Annotated in this window: 17 protein-coding genes and 1 tRNA gene; 10 read left to right on the top strand and 8 right to left on the bottom strand. The window is 59.4% G+C overall.

The annotated features are described in order from the left end of the window. Positions 1 to 3: 3 nt before the first annotated feature. From RUI03_RS10965 to RUI03_RS10950, 4 genes are all read right to left on the bottom strand, one after another. On the bottom strand, positions 4 to 3,252 hold the full coding sequence (locus RUI03_RS10965; protein ID WP_317287502.1) for an error-prone DNA polymerase: 3,249 nt from the start codon (positions 3,250 to 3,252) through the stop codon (positions 4 to 6). Then, positions 3,249 to 4,754: a DNA polymerase Y family protein gene (locus tag RUI03_RS10960; protein WP_317287501.1), complete on the bottom strand. Its 1,506-nt coding sequence runs from the start codon at positions 4,752 to 4,754 to the stop codon at positions 3,249 to 3,251. The genes RUI03_RS10965 and RUI03_RS10960 overlap by 4 nt, the downstream gene beginning before the upstream one ends. Next, complete coding sequence (locus RUI03_RS10955) at positions 4,714 to 5,451, bottom strand: hypothetical protein (RefSeq protein ID WP_317287500.1); 738 nt, start codon at positions 5,449 to 5,451, stop codon at positions 4,714 to 4,716. Before RUI03_RS10955 ends, RUI03_RS10960 begins: the two co-directional genes overlap by 41 nt. 65 nt (positions 5,452 to 5,516) lie before the next feature. Next, positions 5,517 to 6,716: a sensor histidine kinase gene (locus tag RUI03_RS10950; RefSeq protein ID WP_317287499.1), complete on the bottom strand. Its 1,200-nt coding sequence runs from the start codon at positions 6,714 to 6,716 to the stop codon at positions 5,517 to 5,519. Between the two features lie 136 nt (positions 6,717 to 6,852). On the opposite strand from RUI03_RS10950, the gene RUI03_RS10945 reads away from it, so the two are divergent. The 7 genes from RUI03_RS10945 to RUI03_RS10915 all read left to right on the top strand — a co-directional run bounded on the left by RUI03_RS10945 (position 6,853) and on the right by RUI03_RS10915 (position 18,529). After that, on the top strand, positions 6,853 to 7,626 hold the full coding sequence (locus tag RUI03_RS10945; RefSeq protein WP_317287498.1) for a LytTR family DNA-binding domain-containing protein: 774 nt from the start codon (positions 6,853 to 6,855) through the stop codon (positions 7,624 to 7,626). A 132-nt stretch (positions 7,627 to 7,758) separates the two neighbouring features. Further along, positions 7,759 to 10,005 (top strand): beta-glucosidase BglX, encoded by a 2,247-nt coding sequence (gene bglX, locus RUI03_RS10940; protein ID WP_317287497.1) that lies wholly within the window; start codon positions 7,759 to 7,761, stop codon positions 10,003 to 10,005. 281 nt (positions 10,006 to 10,286) lie between these two features. Continuing rightward, positions 10,287 to 11,297, top strand: coding sequence for a glycoside hydrolase family 16 protein (locus RUI03_RS10935; protein ID WP_317287496.1), 1,011 nt, complete (start codon positions 10,287 to 10,289; stop codon positions 11,295 to 11,297). A gap of 44 nt (positions 11,298 to 11,341) precedes the next feature. Beyond that, complete coding sequence (locus RUI03_RS10930; RefSeq protein WP_317287495.1) at positions 11,342 to 14,326, top strand: TonB-dependent receptor; 2,985 nt, start codon at positions 11,342 to 11,344, stop codon at positions 14,324 to 14,326. Between the two features lie 99 nt (positions 14,327 to 14,425). Then, positions 14,426 to 15,994 (top strand): tryptophan halogenase family protein, encoded by a 1,569-nt coding sequence (locus RUI03_RS10925; RefSeq protein WP_317287494.1) that lies wholly within the window; start codon positions 14,426 to 14,428, stop codon positions 15,992 to 15,994. After that, positions 15,991 to 17,013, top strand: coding sequence for a cupin-like domain-containing protein (locus tag RUI03_RS10920; protein ID WP_317287493.1), 1,023 nt, complete (start codon positions 15,991 to 15,993; stop codon positions 17,011 to 17,013). Before RUI03_RS10925 ends, RUI03_RS10920 begins: the two co-directional genes overlap by 4 nt. Positions 17,014 to 17,026: 13 nt before the next feature. Then, positions 17,027 to 18,529: a tryptophan halogenase family protein gene (locus RUI03_RS10915; protein ID WP_317289649.1), complete on the top strand. Its 1,503-nt coding sequence runs from the start codon at positions 17,027 to 17,029 to the stop codon at positions 18,527 to 18,529. Positions 18,530 to 18,532: 3 nt separating this feature from the next. Here the strand turns inward: RUI03_RS10915 and RUI03_RS10910 are convergent, their stop codons facing one another. After that, the gene (locus RUI03_RS10910; protein WP_317287492.1) at positions 18,533 to 19,657 is read right to left on the bottom strand and encodes a glycoside hydrolase family 5 protein; all 1,125 of its coding nucleotides are present in this window, start codon (positions 19,655 to 19,657) and stop codon (positions 18,533 to 18,535) included. A gap of 229 nt (positions 19,658 to 19,886) precedes the next feature. Then, positions 19,887 to 19,962: transfer RNA gene (locus RUI03_RS10905), tRNA-Phe, on the bottom strand. Between the two features lie 122 nt (positions 19,963 to 20,084). Between RUI03_RS10905 and RUI03_RS10900 the strand changes: the two genes are divergently transcribed. Both RUI03_RS10900 and RUI03_RS10895 read left to right on the top strand, forming a co-directional pair. Further along, positions 20,085 to 20,396, top strand: coding sequence for a hypothetical protein (locus tag RUI03_RS10900; protein ID WP_317287491.1), 312 nt, complete (start codon positions 20,085 to 20,087; stop codon positions 20,394 to 20,396). 102 nt (positions 20,397 to 20,498) lie between these two features. After that, on the top strand, positions 20,499 to 21,068 hold the full coding sequence (locus RUI03_RS10895; protein WP_317287490.1) for a hypothetical protein: 570 nt from the start codon (positions 20,499 to 20,501) through the stop codon (positions 21,066 to 21,068). Between the two features lie 49 nt (positions 21,069 to 21,117). Here RUI03_RS10895 and RUI03_RS10890 read toward each other — a convergent pair whose 3' ends face one another. After that, a complete protein-coding gene (locus RUI03_RS10890; RefSeq protein WP_317287489.1) occupies positions 21,118 to 22,266 on the bottom strand; it encodes a glycoside hydrolase family 43 protein in 1,149 nt (382 codons plus the stop codon). Positions 22,267 to 22,411: 145 nt separating this feature from the next. On the opposite strand from RUI03_RS10890, the gene RUI03_RS10885 reads away from it, so the two are divergent. Next, entirely contained in the window at positions 22,412 to 24,277 is a 1,866-nt protein-coding gene (locus tag RUI03_RS10885; protein ID WP_317287488.1) for a DUF885 domain-containing protein, read from the top strand. A gap of 48 nt (positions 24,278 to 24,325) precedes the next feature. Here RUI03_RS10885 and RUI03_RS10880 read toward each other — a convergent pair whose 3' ends face one another. Then, the gene (locus RUI03_RS10880; RefSeq protein ID WP_317287487.1) at positions 24,326 to 25,048 is read right to left on the bottom strand and encodes an SIMPL domain-containing protein; all 723 of its coding nucleotides are present in this window, start codon (positions 25,046 to 25,048) and stop codon (positions 24,326 to 24,328) included. Positions 25,049 to 25,077 lie beyond the last annotated feature (29 nt).

Below are 25,077 nucleotides of genomic sequence, written 5' to 3'. Positions count from 1 at the left end.
GGCTCAATGAAAGTCCCGGCTGTTCGGTATTACACGAACATTCCGGGGGTGGTAGACCGGACGGCCGTCGGGCACGCCGCGTTTGTCGGGGGAGCCGCCGACAATTTCATCCGCACGGGACAGAACATTGGCCAGTGGATCGCGCCTGACGTCTTCTGACAGCAACGCCAGATCGGGCGTCAGGTTGACCAGCTCATCGGCGACAAGGTGGGTTACGCCATCGCCGCGCTGAACCCTGCCGCGGACCAGCAAAATACGCGCGCCCATGAGGATGGGCCGATACCGTTCGCCCACTCTGGGCCAAACGATAATATTGGCAACGCCGGTTTCATCTTCGATGGTGATGAAGAACACGCCTTTGGCCGAACCCGGGCGCTGACGGATCAGGACCACGCCGGCGCATTGCAGGCGCGCGCCGTTGGGGGCAGTCTGCAGGGCGCTGGTCGTTACGATCCGGCGGCGGTTGTAGCGTTCGCGAACATGGGCCATCGGATGACCTTTCAGGGACAGGCGCATCGTCTGATAATCCTGTATGACGTGTTCTGACGATGGCATTTCAGGCAGGAAAACCGCCGCATCGTCCTGCTGTTCGGCAATATCAGCTGCTGCAAAGAGGGGCAGGGTTTCCTGCACCGCCTCGCCGCGCACCGCCCACAGGGCCTCACGCCGCCCGATACCCATGGAACCAAAAGCGTCCGCCGCGGCCAGCGTTTCCAGCGTGCGGCGGGGCAGGCGGGTGCGGCGGCGAATATCATCGGGCCGGGCATAGCCCGCGCCGCGAGCGGCCATCAGCGTTTCCATTTCATCCTCCCGCAGCCCCGTGATCTGACGAAACCCGAGGCGTACCGCGAGATGGGGGCCATCAGTCGGTTCAAGCATATTGTCCCAATCCGACAGATTGACATCGACAGGGCGGATGTCCACGCCGTGCTCCCGCGCATCCCGGACAATCTGCGCCGGGGCGTAGAACCCCATGGGTTGGCTGTTCAGCAGGGCGGCACAGAAAACGTCCGGGTGGTGACATTTGATCCACGAGGAGACATAGACGAGGAGGGCGAAGCTGGCTGCATGGCTTTCGGGAAAGCCATATTCGCCGAATCCTTTCACCTGGTCGAAACAGCGCTGCGCGAACTCCCGCTCATAGCCGCGAGCCACCATGCGTTCGACCATCATGGTTTCATAGTTCTGGATCGTCCCGACCTTGCGGAAAGTGGCCATTGCCCGGCGCAGGCCGTTGGCTTCTTCGGGTGTGAACTTGGCGGCGTCGATGGAAATCTGCATTGCCTGTTCCTGAAACAGGGGTACGCCCAAGGTGCGTTTGAGAATACGCTCCAGCTCATCCGGCGGTCCAAAAGCAGCCCCGGGACTGGGATAGCTGACTTTTTCCGATCCGCTTCGTCGCCGCAGATAGGGGTGCACCATGTCCCCCTGGATAGGGCCGGGGCGGACGATCGCGACTTCAATGACAAGGTCGTAGAAAGTTCGGGGACGGAGCCGCGGCAGCATGTTCATCTGTGCACGGCTCTCAACCTGGAAGACGCCAAGGCTGTCAGCCCGGCACAGCATGTCATAGGTTGACTTGTCTTCTGCCGGTATCGTGGCGAGGCACAGATCCGTCGATTTGTGGTCTTTCAGGAAATCAAACGCCTTGCGGATACAGCTCAGCATACCCAGGGCAAGAACATCCATCTTCATGATGCCCAGGGTTTCAATATCGTCCTTGTCCCACTCAATGAACGTCCTGTCGGCCATGGCGCCATTGCCGATGGGCACCGTTTCGACGAGGGGGCCGCGGGTCAGGACAAAGCCGCCCACGTGCTGGGACAGGTGCCGGGGAAACCCGATCAGCTGGTGGGTCAGCAGCATGGCCCGGCGCAGCATGGGATTGTGCGGGTCAAGACCGGCCTCGCGGATATGTTTGTCCTGAATGCCGTCTCCCCAGCTGCCCCAGACCGTGCCCGCCAAGGCAGCAGCAATATCTTCTGTCAGGCCGAGGGCCTTGCAGACCTCACGAACGGCCGAACGCGGACGATAGGAGACAACGGTCGCGGTCAGCGCCGCGCGGTGACGGCCGTAGCGCTGATAGATATGCTGGATGACTTCTTCGCGTCGTTCATGCTCGAAATCCACATCGATATCGGGCGGCTCCTTTCGTTCCTTTGACAGGAACCGCTCGAACAGCAGACTGGTGGTATCCGGATCAACACTGGTGATCCACAGGCAGAAGCAGACGGCGGAGTTCGCCGCAGATCCGCGGCCCTGGCACAAAATTCCCTGCTCCCGTGCCCAGGCCACAATATCGTGAACGGTCAGGAAATAGGGGGCGTAATCGAGCTCTTCGATCAGGGCCAGTTCCTTGCGCAGGGACGCTGCCACGCGATCGGGAATGTGCGGTCCGTAACGTCGTCGGGCGCCGTCCCATGTCAGATTTTCGAGATGCTGCTGTGGGGTAAGTCCCTGCGGAATGGTTTCATCAGGATACTCATATCTCAGCTCATCAAGGTTGAACCGGCATCGATCCGCAATCTCACGGGTTCTGTAAAGCGCGTCTTCAAATCCCCGGAACAGGCGGTTCATCTCCTGCGGCGCTTTCAGGTGCCGCTCGGCGTGGGCTTCAAGGGTGAAGCCGGCCTCCGTTATCGTCTGACGGGTCCGGATGCAGGTCACCATATCCTGCAATGGTCGTCTGTGTGCGGCGTGATACAGCACGTCATTGATGGCGACGAGCGGAACACGGGATATCTGGCTGAGCTGGTGCAGCTTTGCCAGGCGTTCACGGTTCTGGCCGCGATAATCATACTGTCCGGCCAGATACAGACGATCCCCCCAAGCGGATCGCAAGCCGGGCAGAAGCGCACCGAGGTCATGAATATCATCGGGCAGGGCGATCATGATCTGCCCGTCGGCATGGGTGTGGATGTCCGCCATGGTGATATGGCACTCGCCCTTGGGCGCGCGTCTCTTTCCTGCGGAGAGGAGGGTGGACAGACGGCCATAGGCGGCGCGGTCGGTGGGGTAGCACAGGAAGGACGGGCCATCGGTCGGGATCAGGCGTGCACCCACCAGAAGATCCAGCTCAACCATCTTCGCGGCGGCATGGGCCCGGACCACCCCGGCCAGGGTATTTCGGTCCGCAATGCCTATGGCACAGAGCCCCAGCGTGCGGGCTTCACCGACCAGTTCTTCTGGATGAGACGCGCCATGCAGAAACGAAAAATTGCTGGTCACGGCCAGTTCGGCATAGGCGATCATGGGAAAAGACCGTGGACGAACCATAGCGGTGAACCGCCGCGCCCGTCATCATACAGGCCCTCGCGATAGATCCAGTAGCGGTACCCCTGCTGGTCCTCGACCTTGTAGTAATCCCGCGTGCGGGCACGGCGATCTTCAAGATGCCACCATTCAGGGCCCAGCCGTTCAGGCCCTTCGGCCCGGCTGACCTGGCGGGGGACGCGTCGCCACAGGAAACGCAATGGCGGGCCATCGGGCACTTCGGCCATCACGCTGATCGGTTCAGGCATGGCAAACAGGCGCAAGGGGCGCGGGGTGCCGGACGGTGCAGCGGGCCAGGCGGCTGGTAATTGCCCGGTAAAGGGACGACGCTTCTCCCGCCGCTCGGGCAGGTGGGAGGCGACCGGCTGGTGAACGACCACGAGGTTTTCACCAAGCCGAGCCGTGACGCGGTCCGCAAGGCAGGCAATGCCGTCCGGGTCGATCTGTTCCTGCACCATCTGCCGGGACAGGGGGCGGTGCGCATTGGCCATCGCCCCGGTCTGCCATGCACCCAGTTCAACAACATCAAGTCCATGGCCGGGATCAAGGCCATCAATCCGCTCGCGGAACAGCCTGAGGATATGATCGGGCAGGCATTCAGGTCGTGCCGTCCGGATGGCGATGCGGGCAATGGTCCCGTCAGCGCGAAAGGCGGAGAAGACAAAATGCTGTGCCCCCTGTCCATTGCCGGACAGTTGCTCACAGACCTGACCCACCAATGTGCTGAGCGCGTGACTGACCCCTTCGGTGGAGATCAGAGGCTCGGGACAGGACAATTGGGCGCCATAACGCGGCGCAGGCCGGATGGGGGTGAGCGGTTCGCGCACCAGTCCCAAAGCCTGATCGAGGCGCAGGACAACAGCATCTGCGGCTTCCCGGGAATGAAACCGGCGGGCCAGAGCCTTGCGATCAATACCGTAGAGTTGCCCGATCCGGGTCAGGCCAAAGCGCCTCAGAAGATCAAGAACCGGACGGGAAAGGCGCAGGCCCGCCGTGCTGAACCCGGCCAGGCCGTCTCTTTCCTCTCCCTCCTTCAGGATGGGGGGAGGGTTGAGGCCGCGTCGGGACAGGGCGTGGCCGGCGCCGGGCGTGCCCGCCAGCCCCAGATGATGGGGGACGCCAAGGGCATGAAGACGGGAACGGATCATCTCCATCATCGCGGCTTCGCCACCATAGAGATGATCGCACCCGGTGGTTTCAAGAAGAAGGCCATCTTCCCCGTCAAGGGCAACGATCGGCGCCCAGCGGATCATCCATTCCCCAAGGGCGCGCAAGGCTTTCGCGTCGCCCTCCCGGTCAATGGGCGCAGACAGAAGGCCGGGTGTTCGTGCCCGCGCATCGCTGAAGCTGAGGCCGGTATTGATCCCCAGCTGCCGGGCTGCGCTATTGGCGCAGGCCACACGCATTCCCTGCGGACCGGTTTCGGTCAGGACAAAGGGCTCATCCTGTGCCGCGGAACCATCCGTATTCGGCGTGTTCATTCGCTGCGCCCGGCGCCATCGGGTAAGGGGCCAGTCCATCAGCCATAGGGAGAGATAGCGGTTCATCATCAGCACTCAATGTAAACACATGGCCGGTTGCATGGGGGGCTGTTCGGCATCGCTCCAGGGTTGCCTGCCAGCGGGCCCGCCCGGGCGCACGGTCATCGAAGGGGTTGGGGGCAGAGGGCAGGGCGGTGATCCGCCATCGGGCCTGAGCGGCGGTCGATCCTTGCGTGCCGTAAGGCATGAGCAGGATGACCGGTGTGCCGTGGCGCTCACTGGCGAGGCTGAGGCGACGCGATGCCGTAAAGCTGATCGGTCCGGTCTCCGCGACCACGAGGGAGAGGACCCCGGACTGGATCGCCTCTTCAATCACCCACAGGCATTCGCTGGCCTTTGACGGGCTGACAGAGAGGAGGGCCGGCCGGGCCGGGCGTAGCCAGTCATAAAGCCCCTGGGCATAGACGGGGCCGTGCTCCCGCTGAAAATGCGGCTGGCTGACCCACAGGACGGAGGCGGGCCGGGTCTTGCGAAGGGCATGCAGGGCAAAGCCCATGGCGGCGGTCCAGTCGCCGTGGACTGCCTCTGTCACCTCATGCACTCCTTGGGATCCCAGATCGAAGGGAAAATCTTTCCCTGCTGCCTGTTGATCGCCGGAGGGGACAAGGGCGCTTGCTTTGATCAACCGAACACTCATAATGTTCTTATTTTGTTCCAATGCGGGCGGGAGTCAATCGACACGTTCTCCACCGTCACGTGTGGTCAGGCATCTGCCGTCAGAGACAGCTCATCCACTGGTGTCGCCCGTCCCAGACCCGGGCCATCTGACCGGGCCGCGACCGAGATCGATACCATCAGACCCTGCGGCGTATTTGGCGCCAGGTCGAAACGGTAATTGTCGCCATAGGATGAGCGCAGGCGCTGCTCAACATTGCGCAGGCCAATCCCCATGGATGGATGCTCGACCGTTCCGGCAGCGCCGTTCACGTCCGGGCCGGTATCGGCCACCCGGATTTCCATCTGTCCGTCCTCAACCCACGCCTCAAGGCTGATCAGCGTGGGCTTGAGACTGCGACCCACGGCATATTTCATGGCATTCTCGAACAGGGGCTGCAGCAGAAAACTCGGCACGTAGCATTGTCGTGCGGCATCGGACAGACGGAAATCCGTTTGCAGACGATCTTCGAACCGCGCTTTCTCAATGCTCAGATAGAGATCCAGGACTTCTATCTCCTCGTCCAGCACGTGCTCGAGCTCATCATCATGCTCAAGCGTGATCCGCAGAAACTCTGCAATACGAGACAGCATGGTCGTCGCGCTATCGCCTTCACCCTTGCGCACCATCGCCGAAACGGAGTTGAGGGCGTTGAACAGGAAATGCGGGTTGATCTGATATTTCAGCATGCGCAGGCGCGCCTCGCGATAGAGGCTTTCCGCCGTCAGGCGCTTCATGCTTTCTTCCTGCGCCCGGTTCTTGGCTTCCAGAACAGCATTCTGCGCGGACGTTGCCAGCTCTCTCTGAATGACCAGCTGGCGGCTGTACTTCAGCGCATGATAGCAGAAGATCCATGATCCGTACACGATGACAGATGCGAACAGCCAGCCGCCATAATCAGCCGGCGGCACCTTCTGCCCGGTCAGCCATTCAAAGGACAACAGGCGCAGGGAGGTCCAGAGGAGGGATGCGAAGATGATCCCGATCCCATTGGTCAGTATACGCTTCTTCAGCGGCAGGTTCCAGGCCCGCTGTGCCAGATAGCGGAGAGGGTGGCTGACAAAAAGGCCGAACACACATTGGAGCACCGTGTGCAGAGCGTGCATCCACTGTCCCGGATTGTACCACAGTGTGAGGCTGACATAACTCAGAAGAGTCATGGTCGACCAACCGGCAATCTGGAACAGCCAATATTGCCTGGTCGTTGAGCTTTGCTGTGGCAGGGATGCGGTCGAAGTATTGTCCATATTGATCCTGGGCCCTTTTGTGTATGAGGGAGGAGCAGACGGCAGGTGTCAAGATCGACGCCGGGCGACCCGGGGGGGTGCCTGATGACGAGGCGCCAAGACCTCCAGCCACCAGGGAACGGGGCCAGAATTAACCATGGCAGCACATGAAATGCTGAAAACGGTCATTTGCGATGATGAGCTTCCAGCGCTCAAGCTTCTGGCCAGCCTGCTGGAAGATACCGGCATGGTCGAGATCGTGGCAGCCTGCCAATCGGTTGAGGAAGCCCTGAGCGTCGTGAACGGATCGGGCATCGATCTTCTCATCATGGATATCGAAATGCCTGAATTGAGCGGCGTGGCGGCGACGCGGCAGATCACCGTCACCCCCAAACCCCTGCTGATCTTTGCCACAGCCCATGCCGAGTACGCGCTCGACGCCTTCAGCGTCGATGCCATCGACTACCTTCTCAAGCCGATCAATCAGACAATGGTGACCCGCGCCGTCCAGAAAGCGGCCCGCCTGTGCAGTGTGATTGCGGTCGCCGAAACCTCGGCGAGCGATGAGAAGCTCGCGGAACCGGCACCAGCGGATACCAGCCGGACGCTGAAGATTCGCGATGGCGGCTTTGTCTATTTCATCTCCTATGATGACATTTACTGGATAGAGGCGGCGGGAGATTACTCGCTCGTCCACACCACGGATCGGGAATACGCTATCCGGAAAACACTTCGCGAATTTGAGGAGGAATTACCCCTCGACCGCTTTGTCCGTGTGCACCGGTCTGCGATTATTTCATCTTCGCAGGTGCGAGAAGTAAAGTTGCTGACTAAAGGCGAGGCAACAATCGTGTTGGCCAGTGGGCATTCGGTGAAATCCAGCCGCAGTTATCGTGATGCTGTCAAAGCATTGACGACGAAAACGCCATGAAATGCTGCGGTGCAGCGTCCAATTTGCCGCAACAGGCGGACGCCCGACCGCACAGCGATTGCATTTTGCCTTACTGTCCTTAGGGTTTGGTTGGCCTAATTGCCCCGCGCTAGACAATCTGGACCCTGATTTATGAAGCACGCTCTCCTTGCCGCCGCCTCCGTTTCGGCTCTCCTCTTCTCCACGGCGCATGCCGATGATATCACCGATCAGAAGGTTGAAGACCTTCTGTCGCAAATGACGATAGAAGAAAAAGTCGGCCAACTGACGCAATTCAACGGATTTTGGGATGTGACCGGCCCGGCGCCCACCGGTGATGATGCGTCGGAATCCCGGTTCGACTTCGTGAAGCGCGGCCTTGTCGGTTCCATGCTGAACGTGGTCGGTGTCGAGGATGTGCGGACGATTCAGGAATACAATGTCGAGAATTCTCGCCTCGGTATCCCGGCCATCTTTGGCTATGACGTCGTTCATGGTCACAAGACCATTTTCCCCATCCCTCTGGCGGAAGCGGCCAGCTGGGACCTCGACTATATCGAGCTGAGTGCTGAGGTCGCGGCCCGTGAAGCCGCCGCCCAGGGGCTGAACTGGACCTTTGCGCCCATGGTCGATATCTCCCGCGACCCCCGCTGGGGCCGGGTGATGGAAGGCGCTGGTGAGGATCCCTATCTGGGCTCCGCCATAGCGGTCGCGCGGGTCAAAGGTTTCCAGGGCGATGACCTGACCGCTCCGGACACGATCGCCGCGACCATCAAGCACTTTGCGGGCTATGGTTTTGCTGAATCGGGCAAGGACTACAACGCCGCCGATGTCGGCACTGTGACGCTGTACAACGTGATTCTGCCGCCGTTCCGGGCCGCCGTTGAACAGGCAAATGTCCGAACCGTGATGAACTCGTTCAATACGCTGAACGGCGTGCCAGCTACAGCGGATGCGTTTCTGCAGCGGGATATCCTGAAGGGCGAGTGGGGCTTTGACGGCTTCGTCGTTTCGGACTGGGCCTCGGGGCGCGAGATGATCGACCATGGTTTTGCCGCCGATCGTCTGCAGGCAACGGAACTGGCCATCAAGGGTGGTTCCGACATGGATATGGAATCCTATCTCTATTTTGATCACCTGGCGGATCTGGTTGAGGCCGGCACTGTCGATATGGACATGGTCGATGACGCCGTTCGCCGTGTCCTGCGCGTGAAATTCGACCTGGGCCTGTTTGAGGACCCGTACCGTTATCTCGACGACGCTCGTGAAGGCGAATTGTTGATGGCGCCCGCGCATCTGGAGGCAGCCCGAAAGGTCGCCGAGCGGTCCATGGTGCTCTTGAAGAACGACAATGCCACTCTGCCGCTCCAAAAAGGAGAAACGATCGCGTTGATCGGAGCCCTGGCGGCCGACAAGGATGCACCGATCGGCAACTGGCGCGGCCAGGGTGAGGCGGGCTCTGCCGTCTCTGTGGTTGAAGGTTTTGACGAAGCGGGTCTTGATTATACCTATGCCGAAGGCGCGGTCGTGCAGACCAATCAGCCTACTTTTGCGGAAGAGGTTGTCGTCAACATGGACAACCGCGATGGCTTCGAGGAGGCCATTGCGGCGGCCCGCAGCGCCGACAAGGTCGTCATCGTGCTTGGTGAAGTCGCGTTGCAGAGCGGTGAGGGTCGCAGTCGGGCGGATATTTCTCTCCCCGGTGTGCAGCAGGAGCTTCTTGAAGCCGTCCATGCCGCAAACCCGAATGTTGTTCTGGTTGTCATGAGCGGGCGGCCGTTGATCCTGACGTGGGCTGACGAAAATGTGCCGTCAATCCTCCAGGCCTGGCATCTGGGGCACGAAAGTGGCCACGCCATCACCGATGTCCTGACCGGCAAATACAATCCAAGCGGCAAGCTGCCCATGACGTTCCCGCGGTCGGTGGGCCAGATTCCGGTGTACTACAACCACCTGAATACGGGTCGACCTGGACCGATTAATGAAGTGTTCTGGTCTCACTACACGGATGAAGAGAACGCTCCCTTGTACCCCTTTGGTCATGGGCTGAGCTATACGGAATTCAGCTATGGCAATCTGTCGGTCAAGCCGACCGCAGAGGGTTACAATGTGACCGTGCAGGTGACCAACACTGGCAAGCGGGAAGGCGAAGAAGTGGTACAGCTCTATCTGCACGACAAATTCGCCAGTATTGCCCGTCCGGTGCGCGAGCTTAAAGGGTTCGAGAAGATTTCGCTGAAGCCGCGAGAAAAGCGCAAAGTGACCTTCACGCTGACCGACAAGGAGCTCGGCTTCTACAATGCCAAGGGCGAGTATGTGGTCGAGCCGGGGGCGTTCGACGTCTATGTCGGCACGTCTTCCGACGCGACATTGAGTGCGTCCTTCGAGCTTAAAGACTAAAAGACCGAGTTTATTGCGAAACCGGTTTCATCCGCCGGGGGATGATTATCCTTTGAAATCGTTCTTGTGCGGAATGGCATAGGCCTCAGTCCGATAAAGGGCTGAGGCCAATTTTCTGTGTTGAATTGTCATGCGCTAACATCGCCCTGTGAGCGCTAACCCGTCCGACTGACCGCATGAAGCGGCCAATCCGCCGCAAACGAATTGATCAGCAAATGGGTGCGGCACATTCTCCCTCCAACAATAAGGAGTGACCCCCGAGTCGCTTCAGGGAGTCCGGAATGTCCAGCCGCGTTATGGCCTTTATCATCCTCTCGAGTTTGCCTCTGGCCCTGTCTGCCTGCGCTGACACCGCCGCTGAGGACGCTGCTGCAAGCGAAGCTGAATGGCAGACGGTCTGGGCCGATGAGTTTGATGGTGACGCCCTTGATCGCTCAAAATGGGCGCCGGAAGAATCCTGCTGGGGCGGCGGTAATTTTGAACGCCAGTGCTACACCGGCCGCGATGAGAACATCCGCGTCGACGATGGCATGCTCATCCTGAGCGCGCGGGCCGAAAAATTCACAGGGCCAATCCATCCGCCGGAGCTTCGCCAGCCAGGCGAGGGGACGGTCGAGAAATCATATACGTCGGGCAAGGTCCGGACCAAGGACCTTGCGTCTTGGACCTATGGCCGGTTCTCCGCCCGCATGAAGCTGCCTGAGGGACAGGGTACATGGCCTGCGTTCTGGATGATGCCGGAAGGCGCCGAATACGGTCGGTGGCCCCTGTCCGGCGAAATTGACATCATGGAAGGCGTCAATCTGCGGACACCGTGTGCGGAATGTCCCGGCGGTACCGAGCTGCGTACGATCGCTGCCCTGCATTTCGGTGAATTACCGCCCAAGAACACATATCTGGCCACCAAGACGACCGGCGAAGATGGCATCGACCCCGTTGCCGACTGGCATGTGTACTCAGTGGAATGGGGCCAGGACCGCATTCAATGGTTCGTCGACGACACGATTTTCATACGTCTTGAGGCAGATGACTGGTTCAGCGCCGCTGAAAACGCCACGGGCCCTGGCGCGCCATTCGACAAGCCATTCTACCTGATGCTGAATCTGGCCGTAGGCGGTCTATTGCCAGAAAATGAGAATGGAGAAGGGTTTGATCCCGCCTCCATTCCCGCGGACTTTCAGATCGACTGGGTCCGCGTCGAGCAATGCAAGGGCGATGAGGAGACAGGCATGGCATGCCTGTCGGACGCTCCTTGGGCAGGATCCGTCCGTGGTCCGAGTGAAAACTACTGACATCAAATTCCGGTCAAACCCGGATGACTTAGAGGGAGGCAAACATGCTTGAAACAAAACAACATAAACTCAAGAAAGTTGCGGCGCTGCTGGGGAGCGCGTCGTTGATTTCCTTGATCGGCCCTGCGTTTGCGCAGGATACAACGAGTGACGACGCCCTGACTGAAGACGTGATCATCGTCTCCGGTATCCGCCAGTCGCTTGAGGCGTCTGCGGACGTCAAGCGCAACGGCCAAGGCGTCGTTGACGCGATCACTGCTGAAGACATCGGCAAGTTTCCCGATACCAACCTTGCAGAATCCCTGCAGCGTATCACGGGTGTGTCGATCGATCGTCAGAATGGTGAAGGCAGCCAGGTCACGGTTCGCGGCTTCGGTCCCGACTTCAACCTCGTCCTGCTGAACGGTCGTCAGATGCCGACGGCGTTCCTGACAGGCGGTGCGCCTGCGTCACGGAGCTTTGACTTCGGTAACATCGCCTCTGAAGGCATTGCCGGCGTCCGTGTCTACAAGACCGGCCGCGCTGCGGTTCCGACCGGCGGTATTGGTTCTACGCTGAACATCCTGACGGCTCGTCCGCTTGATGCACCGGGTCTGCGTTTTTCGGTCGGCACGAAGGCGGTCATCGATCAGTCGCCGATTGATGATACGAGTGTCACACCAGAAATTTCCGGTATTTTCTCCAACACCTTCGCTGACGGAAAATTCGGTGTCGCTCTGGTGGGGAGCTATCAGGAGCGGGAATCCGGCTTTGCGCAGGCGTCGACAGCTGATGGCTGGCGCGGTGCATACCTTGGCTCTGCCAACGACTGGGGCACGCTGCCGCAACCTCCAGGCGATACCCAGGTGACCAACCGTCCGGGTCCGAACGATGTCTATTCTGTGCCACAGAACATGAACTATCGCCTAACCGACGTGAACCGCGAGCGCCTCAATGGTCAGTTGGCCCTGCAGGCTCGCCCGATTGAAACACTCACGGCAACGCTTGATTATTTCTACTCCGAGAACAAGGTCGCGACCGAGCGGAACGACATGTCCGTCTGGTTCAACCATGGCGACACGTACAGCGAGTGGACCGACGGCCCGATCGCCAGCCCGATCATTTATGCGGAAGATTTTGGCCCAGGCGGTTCAGACCTCTCCATGGGTGGCGGCAAGTTCGCGACGAAGAGCGAGAACAAATCTCTCGGCTTCAACGTCGAATGGGAAGCCACGGACAATCTCAGCTTCACCGCTGACTACCACAACTCGTCCGCAGAAAGCGGGCAAGACAGCCCTTACGGCACTAGCGCCGTGATCGGCACAGCCGACCTGCAGCTTCGGACCCAGGCCGTCAGCTTCTCCAACGAGATGCCAGTGCTGAGCCTTGGCTTCCAGCCAGGCCTCGACGGTATCGACGCGTCCCGCCATATTTCAACGGGTACGGTGTTTTCGAACAGTTACATCAAAACTGAAATCGAGCAGCTTCAACTTGTCGCCAGCTATGATTTCGATGACAGCATCATCGATAGCATTGACTTCGGTGTGTCAAACACGACCAACAAGGTTCGGTCTGCGTTTGCGAACGCTCAACGGGACACCTGGGGTGGGGCCGGCCCGGCATCCGATCTCCCGGATGATATCTTTGTGCGCTCCGACCTCGCCGGACATTTCGACCAGTTTGGCGGCCATGATGATCCCGCAATGCAAAAGGAGTTCTTCACGTTCGACTTCGACCGCATGGCAGGCATCATCGATGATCTGTACAATGCGTGCGGTGGCGACGGTATCTGCCGCTCCGATGACTTCACTACGGACCGCCGTACCGAAGAAGAAAGCCTGGCGGGCTTCATCGAAATCGCGTCCAGCTTCGAGCTCGACGGTATCCCAGCCAAGATCGTCGCTGGTTATCGCTATGAGCAGACCGACATCACCTCTCAGGCGCTTGTGCCTGTTCCTGCTGGAACACAGTGGGTTGCTGAGAACGAATACGGCCTGATCTTCGATGGTACGCAGGACTTCACCGAGCTGACGGGCGAGTATGAGTACTGGCTGCCAGCGATCGATTTTCAACTCGATCCGCGTGATGACCTTATCCTGCGGGCTTCCTACAGCCACACGATGACGCGTCCTAGCTATGCTGATATCCAGGGCGGTCAGACGGTGAATCCGGGCTTCCGGATCGATGGTGGTGACGGTAGCCAAGGTAACCCGGGCCTCCTGCCATTCCTGTCGAAGAACTTCGATCTGTCTGCGGAGTGGTATTACGACGAAGCGTCCTATATCTCGGCTGGTTACTTCTACAAAACGGTCGATAACTTCATCGCAACGGATATCATCCGGGAAACACCGTTCAATCTGCCAACGCCATTTGGTGGCCAACGGTATCAGGACGCTGTGGCCGCTGTCGGATCCAACGACCTGAAAGCCATCCGTCAGTGGATCTTCAATAACGCCGATCCGTCGACGTTCGAGATCACGGGCACGGACTCGACGGGTGCTATCGTCGGTAACATCTTCGGTGTGCCGGGTGAGGATCCGATCCTTGAGTTCGATATCGCCATTCCAATCAACGAGCGTGAAGCGTCTGTAGACGGATGGGAATTTGCCATCCAGCATGTCTTCGGCGATACCGGCTTTGGTGCCATTGCCAACTATACGGTGGTGTCGGGCGACGTTGAGTTCGACAATATGCAACCGGCCAATGGTGAGCCCCAATTCGCGCTCATCGGCCTCAGCAACTCGGCCAATATCATTGGCTTCTACGACAAGAACGGGCTGCAGGGCCGGATCGCCTATAACTGGCGCGATCAGTTCCTGTCCTCAACGGTCGGCGTCAGCGGGACAGCGAACAACCCGCTCTATGTTGAACCGTATGGGCAGTTCGATGTCAGCGCGAGCTACGAAGTTCGCGATGGCCTGACCGTCTTCGTCGAAGGCATCAACGTCACCAATGAGACGAACCGGGTGGTGGGTCGCACGACCGACTATCTGAACTTCGCCACTCAGACTGGTGCTCGCTACGCCATCGGCGCACGCTACTCCTTCTAAAGGAGCCTCCCGTGGAAGCGCTTCGGATCTTCTGGTCCGGAGCGCTTCCATTTTTTATAGTCCGGCACCATAGTCATGGACGAAAGGGGCGTGTGGCGGATGTCCGACGAAATCCGACATATTGTAATTCTTGGTGGTGGCACGGCCGGATGGCTGACAGCCGGCATCATTGCGGCCGATCATGGCGCCTACCACCCTGACAGTATCTGCATTACACTGATTGAATCTCCGGACGTCCCCATTCTCGGTGTGGGTGAGGGAACATGGCCCAGTATGCGCGATACACTTCGACGCATTGGTGTCGACGAGCGTGAAGTTCTGCGCCGCTGTGGGGCCAGTTTCAAACAAGGGTCCCGGTTTGACAGCTGGCGCGATGGTACGCCTGATGATCGCTACGCCCATCCTTTCTCTGCGCCGCCAAGCCCCGATGAGGTCGATACCGTGGCCTTGTGGCGTGCCGCGCCTGAAGGGACTCCTTTTGCCTCGGCGGTTTCACCGCAGGTTGCCCTGGCCGACGCTGCCCGCGCCCCAAAGCAGGCGACAACGCCGCCCTATGCTGCGGTTCTCAATTATGCCTACCACCTCAACGCGACCGCTTTTGCCGCTGTCCTTCGGGACCACTGCGTCAACAAGTTGGGTGTGCACAGAGTAGCGGGCCATGTGCAGGCTGTAGAAGGGACGGGGGACGGAAGAATCGCGGGTCTGGTCCTTAAAGAGGGTGAGCGGATCAATGCCGAACTTTTCGTCGATTGCTCCGGCCAGCGGGCGGTACTGATTGATGGTTTTTATGGCGCAAAACGGCGCGACGTCTCGTCTGTTCTGTTCAATGACAGGGCGTTGGCTGCGCCAGTGCCGTATGAAAGCGTTGATGCTGATATCAGCTCGTGGACCGTGGCGACGGCCATTGGCGCAGGCTGGATCTGGGACATTGGTCTGCAATCGCGGCGCGGTGTCGGGCTGGTGCACTCGTCCCACTTCCTGAATGAGGATGAGGCTCATGCCGCCTTTATCGATTATGCTCAGTGCACGAATTCAGAAACGCCGGAGCCGCGTCTCCTGACGTTCCAGTCAGGCTATCGGGAAAATCCGTGGCAGGGCAATTGTGTCGCGGTCGGCATGGCGCAGGGGTTCGTGGAGCCGCTGGAGGCATCGGCCATCGTCATGGTTGAGCTGTCGGCTCAGATGATCAGCGATATTCTGCCCCGGCGGACAGAGCAATTGGCCAGCACCGCCAGGATGTTCAATGCGCGCTTTGCGCAGCGCTGGTCGGCGATCGTCGATTTCCTCAAGTTCCACTATATCCTAAGTCAGCGGACGGAACCCTATTGGCGTGCGCACCGCGACAAGTCGACCTGGACAGACCGCGTCGTCGACCTGATGGACCGCTGGACGTACCGGGCGCCTTCACGCGAAGATTTCACCCAGACGCAGGAAATCTTTCCGGCCAGCAGCTATGCGTATATTCTGTACGGTATGATGGATCATCGACCTGACGCCCCCCCGGCGCACCGCGCGGCTGATCCCCGCCACGTCACAGCGGTCTATAATTCGATGCAGGACAAGGCCGGAAGGCTTTGGGCCGGGCTGCCCACGAACAGGGCGCTACTGCAGCAGATTGCACCATGTGAGGCTGCAGTTGCGCTTGCCCCGACCGGTGCGTCCGCATGACGATCGATACAGGTACACTTGCAACGGTCCGCGAGTTTGATGGTCCACGGATGAACGGTGTGCCCGATGCCGTCGCGTCATCCTCTCAACCGGTCATTCTGCGCGACTGGGTGTCCCACTGGCCGCTGGTGACAGCCGCCAAGACGTCACCCCGACATGTCTTTGAGGAGCTGGCGAAATATGACCGCGGTGCGGTCGTCCCGGTCACTGTCGGCTCACCGGCCGTCCGGGGACGGGTCTTTTATAATGACGATTTTACCGGGTTCAATGTGGATCGGGGCAATGCTGCCATCGGCCAGGTGCTCAGGCGCATCCTCGACCATGGCGATGGCCCCAACCCGCCGCTGGTCTATCTGGCGTCTGCGGATATCGATGATGTACTGCCGGGGCTGTCGGCGCAGAACGCGGTCTCATTCGAGGCTGTTGAACCCTTGGCGTCGATCTGGATCGGCACGCGGACACGGATTGCGGCGCATAATGACCTTCCGCGCAATCTCGCCTGCGTTGCGGCCGGGCGTCGGCGGTTCATTCTCTTCCCGCCGGAGCAGGTGAAAAATCTCTATGTCGGACCATTCGAGCTGACGCCGGCGGGACGCCCCATCAGCCTGGTGGATTTTGAAGCGCCGGACCTGAACCGCTTTCCGCGATTTGAGGATGCCTGGGCCTCGGGACAGGTAGCAGAGCTGGGCCCGGGGGATGCGCTTTTCATCCCGTCAATGTGGTGGCACCATGTTCAGGCCCTTGATGCCTTCAATGTGCTGATCAATTACTGGTGGCGAACCGTTCCGGCACATTTGGGGACACCGCAGGATGTTCTGAATCACGCCATCATGACCCTGCGGGATATGCCGGATGACGAGCGGCAGATCTGGAAAATGCTCTTCGGCCATTATATTTTTGACGCCGACGAAACGGTGGCTGATCATATTCCCGAAGACGCTCGCGGATCGCTGGCGCCAATATCCCCTGATATGGCGCGAACAATGCGAGACCAATTGCGGCAACGGTTAAACCGATAGGACCATACTCGTGATGCAAGGACAGCCCGGAAAAACGAAAGTCATCATCGCTGGCGGCGGCACCGCCGGATGGATGACGGCGGCAGCACTGGGCAAGGTGCTGGGGTCCGTTCTCGATATCACGCTGGTCGAATCGGACGTCATCGGAACAGTCGGTGTGGGGGAGGCGACGATCCCCACACTGCTCACCTACAATCAGCTTCTCGGCATCGACGAAGCCATGATGATGAAGGCAGTGGGCGGCACCTTCAAACTGGGCATCGCTTTTGAAAACTGGACTGATGTGGACCACCGATATGTCCACTCCTTCGGAATCACTGGCAGGGATCACTGGACAGCAGGCTTCCAGCAGTTCTGGGGTCGCGGCCGCGCCATGGGGATTGCGGAGGACTTTGGTCACTATTGTCTTGAACTGATGGCTGGCGAGCGGGAGCGATTTGCGCACCTTCCCAATCTGGGCCTCAACTACGCCTATCACATTGATTCCTCCGCTTACGCGGCATTTCTGCGAAAGATGGCGGAGAGTCACGGTGTTATTCGCCGTGAAGGGATGATAGATCACGTTTCCCGCGACGGTGAAACGGGCGATCTGACCGCGCTAACGCTGACTGACGGAACGGTGCTTGAAGGCGATTTCTTCGTCGACTGCACCGGCTTCCGCGCCCTCTTGCTCGGAGAGACGCTGGGCGTCGGCTATGAGGACTGGACCCACTGGCTGCCCTGTGACCGCGCTATCGCGGTCCAGACCCCATCGATTGGTCCGCCGCGGCCCTATACACGCTCCATCGCCCACGGGGCCGGTTGGCGGTGGCAAATCCCGCTCCAGCATCGGACCGGCAACGGTACAGTCTTCTGTAGCCGGTACATGTCCGAGGAAGAGGCGCGGCAGAAGCTGCTCGACGATATTGACGGCGAACCGCTGAACGAGCCGCGGGTCATCCGTTTTCGGACGGGTTCACGGCGACAGCACTGGTCTCGCAACTGCGTGGGGATCGGCCTGTCGAGCGGTTTTATCGAGCCGCTGGAATCGACCAGCATTCACCTGATCCAGCGCTCGATCATGCGGATGATGCGGATGTTCCCGCATGGCGGTGTGTCGACCAGTGACGTGGCGGAGTTCAACGCGCAGACCGCCTATGAGGTCGAGCATATTCGCGACTTCATCATTCTCCACTATCACCTGACGAACAGGTCCGACACACCGTTCTGGCGCCACTGCCGCACCATGGAGATTCCGGACAATCTCTGCCATCGGATGAAACTGTTCGAGGAGACCGGGCGCGTCTTCAAGGCAAACGATGAGCTGTTTGCCGAGAATTCGTGGACGCAGGTCATGCTGGGGCAGGGGCTGCTGCCGCGCAGCTATCACCCCATCGCCGATGTGATGAGCGATGAAGAAGTAGACCGCTTCCTCAAGCATATTCGCAGCAATGTTGACCGGACGGTCGACGGCCTGCCCAGTCACGCTGATTATCTGGCCCGGTTCTGTCCGTCGACCCTGGGCCAGATCGACTAGCGGCTAGCGCGCCTTGCAGGCGCTGTTGATGCGCTTCTCGCCCGTCCATTCGCACTGGCCGGAGATACATTCGGCCAGATTGTTTGTGAACTGACGGGTCTGGTAGCTGAAGATCCCAAACCAACCGCCATCGTCCCAGACGGCCGTCGGCATGTTGAAACTTGAGGCCGCATCGTGGTCAAACTCCTGGTACCACCTGCGCACATTGTTACATTGCATCGTCGGCAGGACACTTTGCCAACCCGTGCCCCATTCTCCGATATAGACCGGCATACCGCCCCCAACATCCTCGGCCCATTTCTGCATGGTTTCCATGGGCGTGATCATGTCTGCGGCTGTCCATCGATCGTCAAGATCACCCTGATGATCGCCATGGAACGTCCACGGAGAATAATGATGGAAGGTGGCCATGACATAGGGGTCTTTGCCTTCGCCGACGCCGGTCAGATCCGGCCAGACTTTTGCCATTTCCTCCGCGGCCATCCATTGGTTGCCACCGATGATGATGACGCGCTCCGGACTGATGGCGCGAATGGCATCATAGGCCTTTGCGCTCAGATCGCGCAGGGTTTCGGCTGGCATGGGGCTTTTGTCGATGCGATGAGGCTCGTTGAGAATTTCAAAAATCAGGTACTGGTCACGATCCGCAAAGATTGTGCTGATGTCCGTCCACAATTGGGTCAGGGCCGCCGCATTGCCATCGTCTTTCAACTGGTGCTCATGATGCGCGTTGATGACGACGTACATGCCCGGCTTTGACAGGGCATAGTCGACGGCTGCCACCAATTGAGGCAGCCGGTCATTGTCAAAGTTCACTTCACCGGTGTTGGGATCTGCGAGCGTCGTGCCGTGCAGCTCTTCCGTCCACGTGACGGGGATCCGGACGTTTCGGAAACCGCGCTCGTAATAGGCGTCGATCTTGGGGCGGGCATTTGCAAAAGTGTGGTCGTACTGCTCGCTTTCGAACAATTGACCCAGATTGAAGCCTTTTCCCATGCCTTCAGCGATCTCGGTGGCGGTCAGGGAGGTGGTTGTTTCCTGGGCATTCGCCGTGGCAGCCGCCGGCGTGGCACCGACAGCGAACGCCGCCATTGCGGCCATCATCGTCGATCTGATCTTACTGTACATTCTTTGGGCTCTCTTTTCCAACTCATCTGCGTCCGGCCGTCACGCCATGATAGCTTTATTTACCGGTCTTTCGTCCGGCAAGAGAACCACGATGTCAGACATCACGGCGGTCGACAAATATTTTTCGCCCGGCTGATGGCAGGAGTGCAAGTCCAGACGGGCCGCAATCGACACTGATCGTCTCGTGCCGCCGCGAAAAGAAACGTATGGGTTGATGAAGTCTTGAAAATGGTGCCCGGGGACGGAATTGAACCGCCGACACGCGGATTTTCAATCCGCTGCTCTACCAACTGAGCTACCCGGGCAGGACCGGCAAGCGGCCTGAGGCGCGGTGTATAGGCATGGCGTGCGGCCTTGTCTACACTTCCTGCGACGCCGGGGGCACTTTTTGCCGATGATAAACCGGCCGTTGCGGAAAGGTGGCGCCATGCGCAAGAACAACCCGGATCAAGAGAACGCCCATCCCGCCCGCACGCGTCATTTCGGCCGAATGGCGGCGGGGACAATGACATTCGCAGTCATCTCTACCGTGGCGGCAATGGCGTCGCCCGATGCCCCGTTGAGCGACAGCGAAATGGATACGCGCGTGCTGGTCCTGCTCGGTCTGTTCGTGTTCTTTCTCATCGCGGTCGCGTGGGGCGCCTCGCGCTGGATGGGCAAGGCCAGCGCCGATGACAATGATGACTGGACGGTACCGTTTGGCGTCGAAAAAGACGAGTTCGACCGGGATGAGCGTTAATTCTCAATGGCTTGGATAGATGCAAAGCGATGAGTTGCTCTCACGCTTGGTTCAACTTTCACGGCATAAAATGCAGGTCGGGGAGGCAGATCGGAGACGTGAGTGGCGATCGGTACAACCCCCCTTGGTCCCAAAGCCGCGCTATCGGACAAGCCGCTATGGCGCCAGCTCGGGACGGTTCAATTTGATGATGCAACGGGGCCTGCAGCCTTCGGTGATGAACTGGCGCGTGAGAACGGCTGGTCGCGACGATATGCGCGCCGCGTTCTGGAAGAGTATCGGCGATTTGCCTATCTGACCCGTGTTTCGGTTGAGGATATTGCGCCGCCGCCCGACATCCACCGGGTGTGGCAGGTCCATCTTCTGTGTACACACCATTATTGGGAAGTGTTCAAGGCGGCCCTGGGCGGTCCTCTTCACCATGAGCTGATCGACGATGGGCGCCAGATGAAGGCGCGTTATGCCCACGCGCTTGAATTGTACGAAAAAGAGTTCGGTCAGAAACCACCGTCGGATATCTGGCCGTCATCGCGGCGACCTTTTCGCCAGGCCCCGTTCACGCGTCTGGTGCGAGCGGATGCCTATGTCCTTGTGCCGCGCCCGGGTCTGCGCATGTGGGCACTGCTCTTCGCGGCTGTTGTTCTGACCCCGTACATCTACGCGCACATATAAAAATGCCCCGCCGAAGCGGGGCATTTCTGATCACCGAAAAGGCATGCGCCTATTTCATGGCGGACATGGTCTGGATCGACCCATCTTCGTTAAAGGTCATAGGCATGATCTTGGCGTTCCGCAGGTGTGTCTGGCCTGAAAGCTGAACGTCATGATACGCAAGATACCACTGGCCATCATGCTGGAAGACCGAATGGTGTGATGTCCAGCCTTCGACAGGCTCCAGGATTTTGCCCTGATACGTGAACGGACCATAAGGATTGTCACCGGTCGCATAGACCAGATAGTGCGTGTCGCCCGTTGAATAGGTCATGTAGTAGACGCCATCCTTCTTGAAGACCCAGGCGGCCTCAAAGAAGCGGCGATCGTGATCGCCGGTCAGGATCGGGTTGCCTTCCTGGTCCAGGATCTGGACGTCCTTGAGCTCTTCGTCAAAGCTCAGCATGTCGTCAGACATTTTGGCGATTTTCGGCAACAGGGCAGGGGCACTGTCATCGCCGAGATCCATGTTTAGCTCAGGGCCATCAATATATTCGCCTGTGGTCCAGCGCTGGAGCTGGCCGCCCCAGATGCCGCCCAGATACATGTAATACTCGCCGTCATCATCCTGGAAAACGGCTGGGTCAATCGAATAGCTACCCTCGATCGGCTCTGCCTGCGGTGTGAACGGACCAACCGGAGAGTCGGATGTCGCAACACCGATACGGAAAATATCCTGTTTGTCCTTGGCCGGGAAATAGAGATAGTAGGTGCCGTCCTTATACGCCGCATCTGGGGCCCACATTTGGCGGCCGACCCATGGCACGTCATCCTTGTCGAGCGCGACAGGGTGGATGGTGACGTCGCCACCGACTTCATCCATGGACAGGACGATGTAGTCACGCATGTCGAAATGGCTGCCCAGATCGTCCTGTGGAATGCCGGCTTCATAGTCATGGCTTGGATAGACATAGATGCGTCCATCGTCCCAGACGTGAACGGAAGGATCCGCCGTGTAGATTTCGGTCACCAGCGGCTGGACAACGTATTTGTCGCTATCGTCCATTTCGGCCGCTTCGTCGGTCGCCGTCATCTCTGCCGCAGGGGCTTCCTCGGTCACCGCGACTTCTGTCGGGGCATCCATTGTCGGCTCGGGCTCATCGCCGCCGCAGGCGACCAGCATGATAGCGCTACCAAGTAATAATGTGTTTTTCAGCATCTTGTTTCCTCTCGTCGTTTGTTACCAGGATTGTGTGGCCATTGGCCGGGCTGGATCTCGCAGCCTTTATTATGGGTGAGCGGGGCCTTGAGGGCAAGGCGGGCTTGTCGCAAAGAGGTCGCCGACGCTATCGGTGGTACCATTCATGAATATGAGACTTCTCGGCGCGGTCAGCGCCATCGCACTTTTGGCGGCCTGTTCTGGTGAAGTGCCAACTGTTTCGAACGAGCCGGCGCCGACGGTCACACAAACGAAGACCGAAAGCGTCGACTATCAGGACCAGCTGGACGCCATTTCCCGGGCATTTTTCGACGAAGTACCGGAGTCGGCATCTGCCTATGGCGCACCGGCGGCGCTGGCCCCCGACGCCAATCGGCATCTGAATGCGCGTTCTGTCGCGGCGGAAACCGCGCGGCGGGCCCGCATGGCTGACCTCGTGCGACAAATTGATGCGATCGATGAAGCCGGACTGACCCCGCATCAGAAGCGCGTGAAGGCGTCTCTCTCCACCCTGTTCCAGGGGGCGGTCGGGCCGGGTGAGCTGGTGGATTATGGCGGCATTTTTGCGGCCTATGGCGTCTGGTACCTGCCTTACACGATCAACCAGAATTCCGGCGCGACGGTCGAACTGGTAAAGCTGTTTGAGTCCCAGCACGCGGTGAACGACGATGCCTCAGCCGATGCCTATGTGGCCCGTCTCGAAGCCATGGGGCCGGTGCTGGATGACGTCCTCGCGAAATTCACATCCGATGTGGAAGCAGGAGCCATCCCGCCCGATTTCATCATCGCGAAGGCCAAGGCGGTCATCGACAATTTTTCAGGTGATGCGGCCAGCGAGAATGTTCTTTACACAAGCTTTGTCAAAAAGCTGGACGAGGCCGGGCTTGGCGACGCCGACTATGCGACGCGCGCCGAGGCCCTGATCAGTGAAGAGATCCTGCCAGCCTACCGCCGTATCAGCGCGTATCTGGGATCAATCGAAGCGGAGGCCCCGCACGACGCCGGCATCTGGCGCCTGCCCAACGGTCCCGCCCTCTATGAGGCCATGATCCGGCATCATACGGATGAAAATCTTTCGGCGGATGAACTGCATCAGCGAGGGCTGGATGAGGTCGAGCGGATTACGGCTGAGATGGACGCCCTGCTGCGCGCAGAAGGATACACGGAGGGCTCTGTCGGTGAGCGTTTTGCCGCCATGGCAAAGGACCCGCGCTTTACCTATCCGGACACGGATGAGGGCAAGGCCCGGATCCTCGACGATATCCAGGCACAGCTGGATGGCGTCAACGCCCTCCTGCCTGAATGGTTTGGCATCCTGCCGAAATATGACGTCGTGGTGCGGCAGGTGCCTGCCTTCAGTCAGGATTCAGCGCCTGGCGGGTTCTATGATCCGCCCGCCCAGGACGGCTCGCGCCCGGGGACCTACTGGATCAATTTGCGCAGCACATCGATCTGGCCGCATTTTTCAGTGCCGACACTGACCTATCACGAGGCTGTGCCGGGGCATCACATGCAGATTGCCATCGCGCTTGATCAGGAAGTGCCCCTGATGAGCAGCATTGTTTACAGCAATTCGAGCGTGGAGGGCTGGGCGCTCTATGCCGAGGCGCTGGCCGCCGAGATGGGTCTCTACGACGATGATCCTTTCGGCAATATCGGCCGTCTGCAGGCAGAGCTTCATCGGGCTGTCCGACTCGTCGTCGACACCGGCATGCACGCCAAGAAATGGAGCCGCGAAGAGGCCATCGACTATATGATGGATGTGGAAGGCGCGGACGAATCCGATGCGGTGTCAGAGATCGAACGCTATGTCGTGTGGCCCGGGCAGGCGCTGGGCTACAAGGTTGGCATGCTGCGTCTTCAGGAACTGCGGGCCATGGCTGAAGAGCAGTTGGGTGATGATTTCGACATTCGCGCGTTTCACGACGAAGTGCTGAAGGTCTCATCCTTCGCGTTGCCGGTCATTGACGAGCACATCACCGGCTGGATCGAGGAAAAGGCCGCGCAATAAGGAAAAGGGCGGCCTTGGGGCCGCCCTTTCACGTCGTTCGTTCGCGGATTATTTCAGCGAATAGGTGATGTTGACAGTCACCGAGATTTCGCTTTCGCCCGCTTCGATAGGCGTCGACACATCGGCTGACATCCGTTCGGTGCGCATCATCATCGGGCGAGGTTGCGGGCCGTTTGAATATTCTGACATGGTCACCACTGTGCCAATCTCGACCCCCGCTTCATCGGTCAAAAGGTCCGCGACCGCACGGGCGTCGCGCACAGCCTCCCGGCGTGCCTCGGCCAGCATTTTGCTGCTGTCCTGAAATCCAAACGTCAGTCCGTTGAGGTTGTTCGCCCCGGCGGCGACCGCCTTGTCGATCGTATCGCCGACCTTCTTGACGTCTTTCAGCCGTACACGCAGCGAATTGCGCGCTGTATAGCCAGCAATGGTGCTGTTGTCATAGCGGCCGCGCTCGTCCTGCTGGTATTCAGGATTGAGGTTGAAATCAGCGGTCTGCATGTCCTTCGGCTCAATGCCCAAGGCCTTGAGTGCATCGCGCACTTTCGTCATTGCCGCAGCGTTGGCAGCCATCGCGTCGCCAGCGGTCTTGCCTGTCGAAACCACGGCAAAATCAAGCATGGCCTGATCGGGCACGCCCGCGGCGGAGCCGGTGCCGGTCACGGAGATTGTGCGGGCATACTCAGCGTTGGTTTGAGCCATAGCGCTTGTTCCTGGAACAAAGGCGGCAAGGGAAAGGGCCGCAATGGCGGCGGCGGACATCAGTTTCATGGAGCGCTCCTCAGCTACTATGAATATCG

It is taken from the genome of Parvularcula sp. LCG005 (assembly GCF_032930845.1).
In the GTDB taxonomy this organism is placed as follows: Bacteria; Pseudomonadota; Alphaproteobacteria; order Caulobacterales; family Parvularculaceae; genus Parvularcula.
The sequence above is the reverse complement of the archived record's forward strand: the minus strand, read 5'-3'. Positions and strand labels throughout refer to the sequence as shown.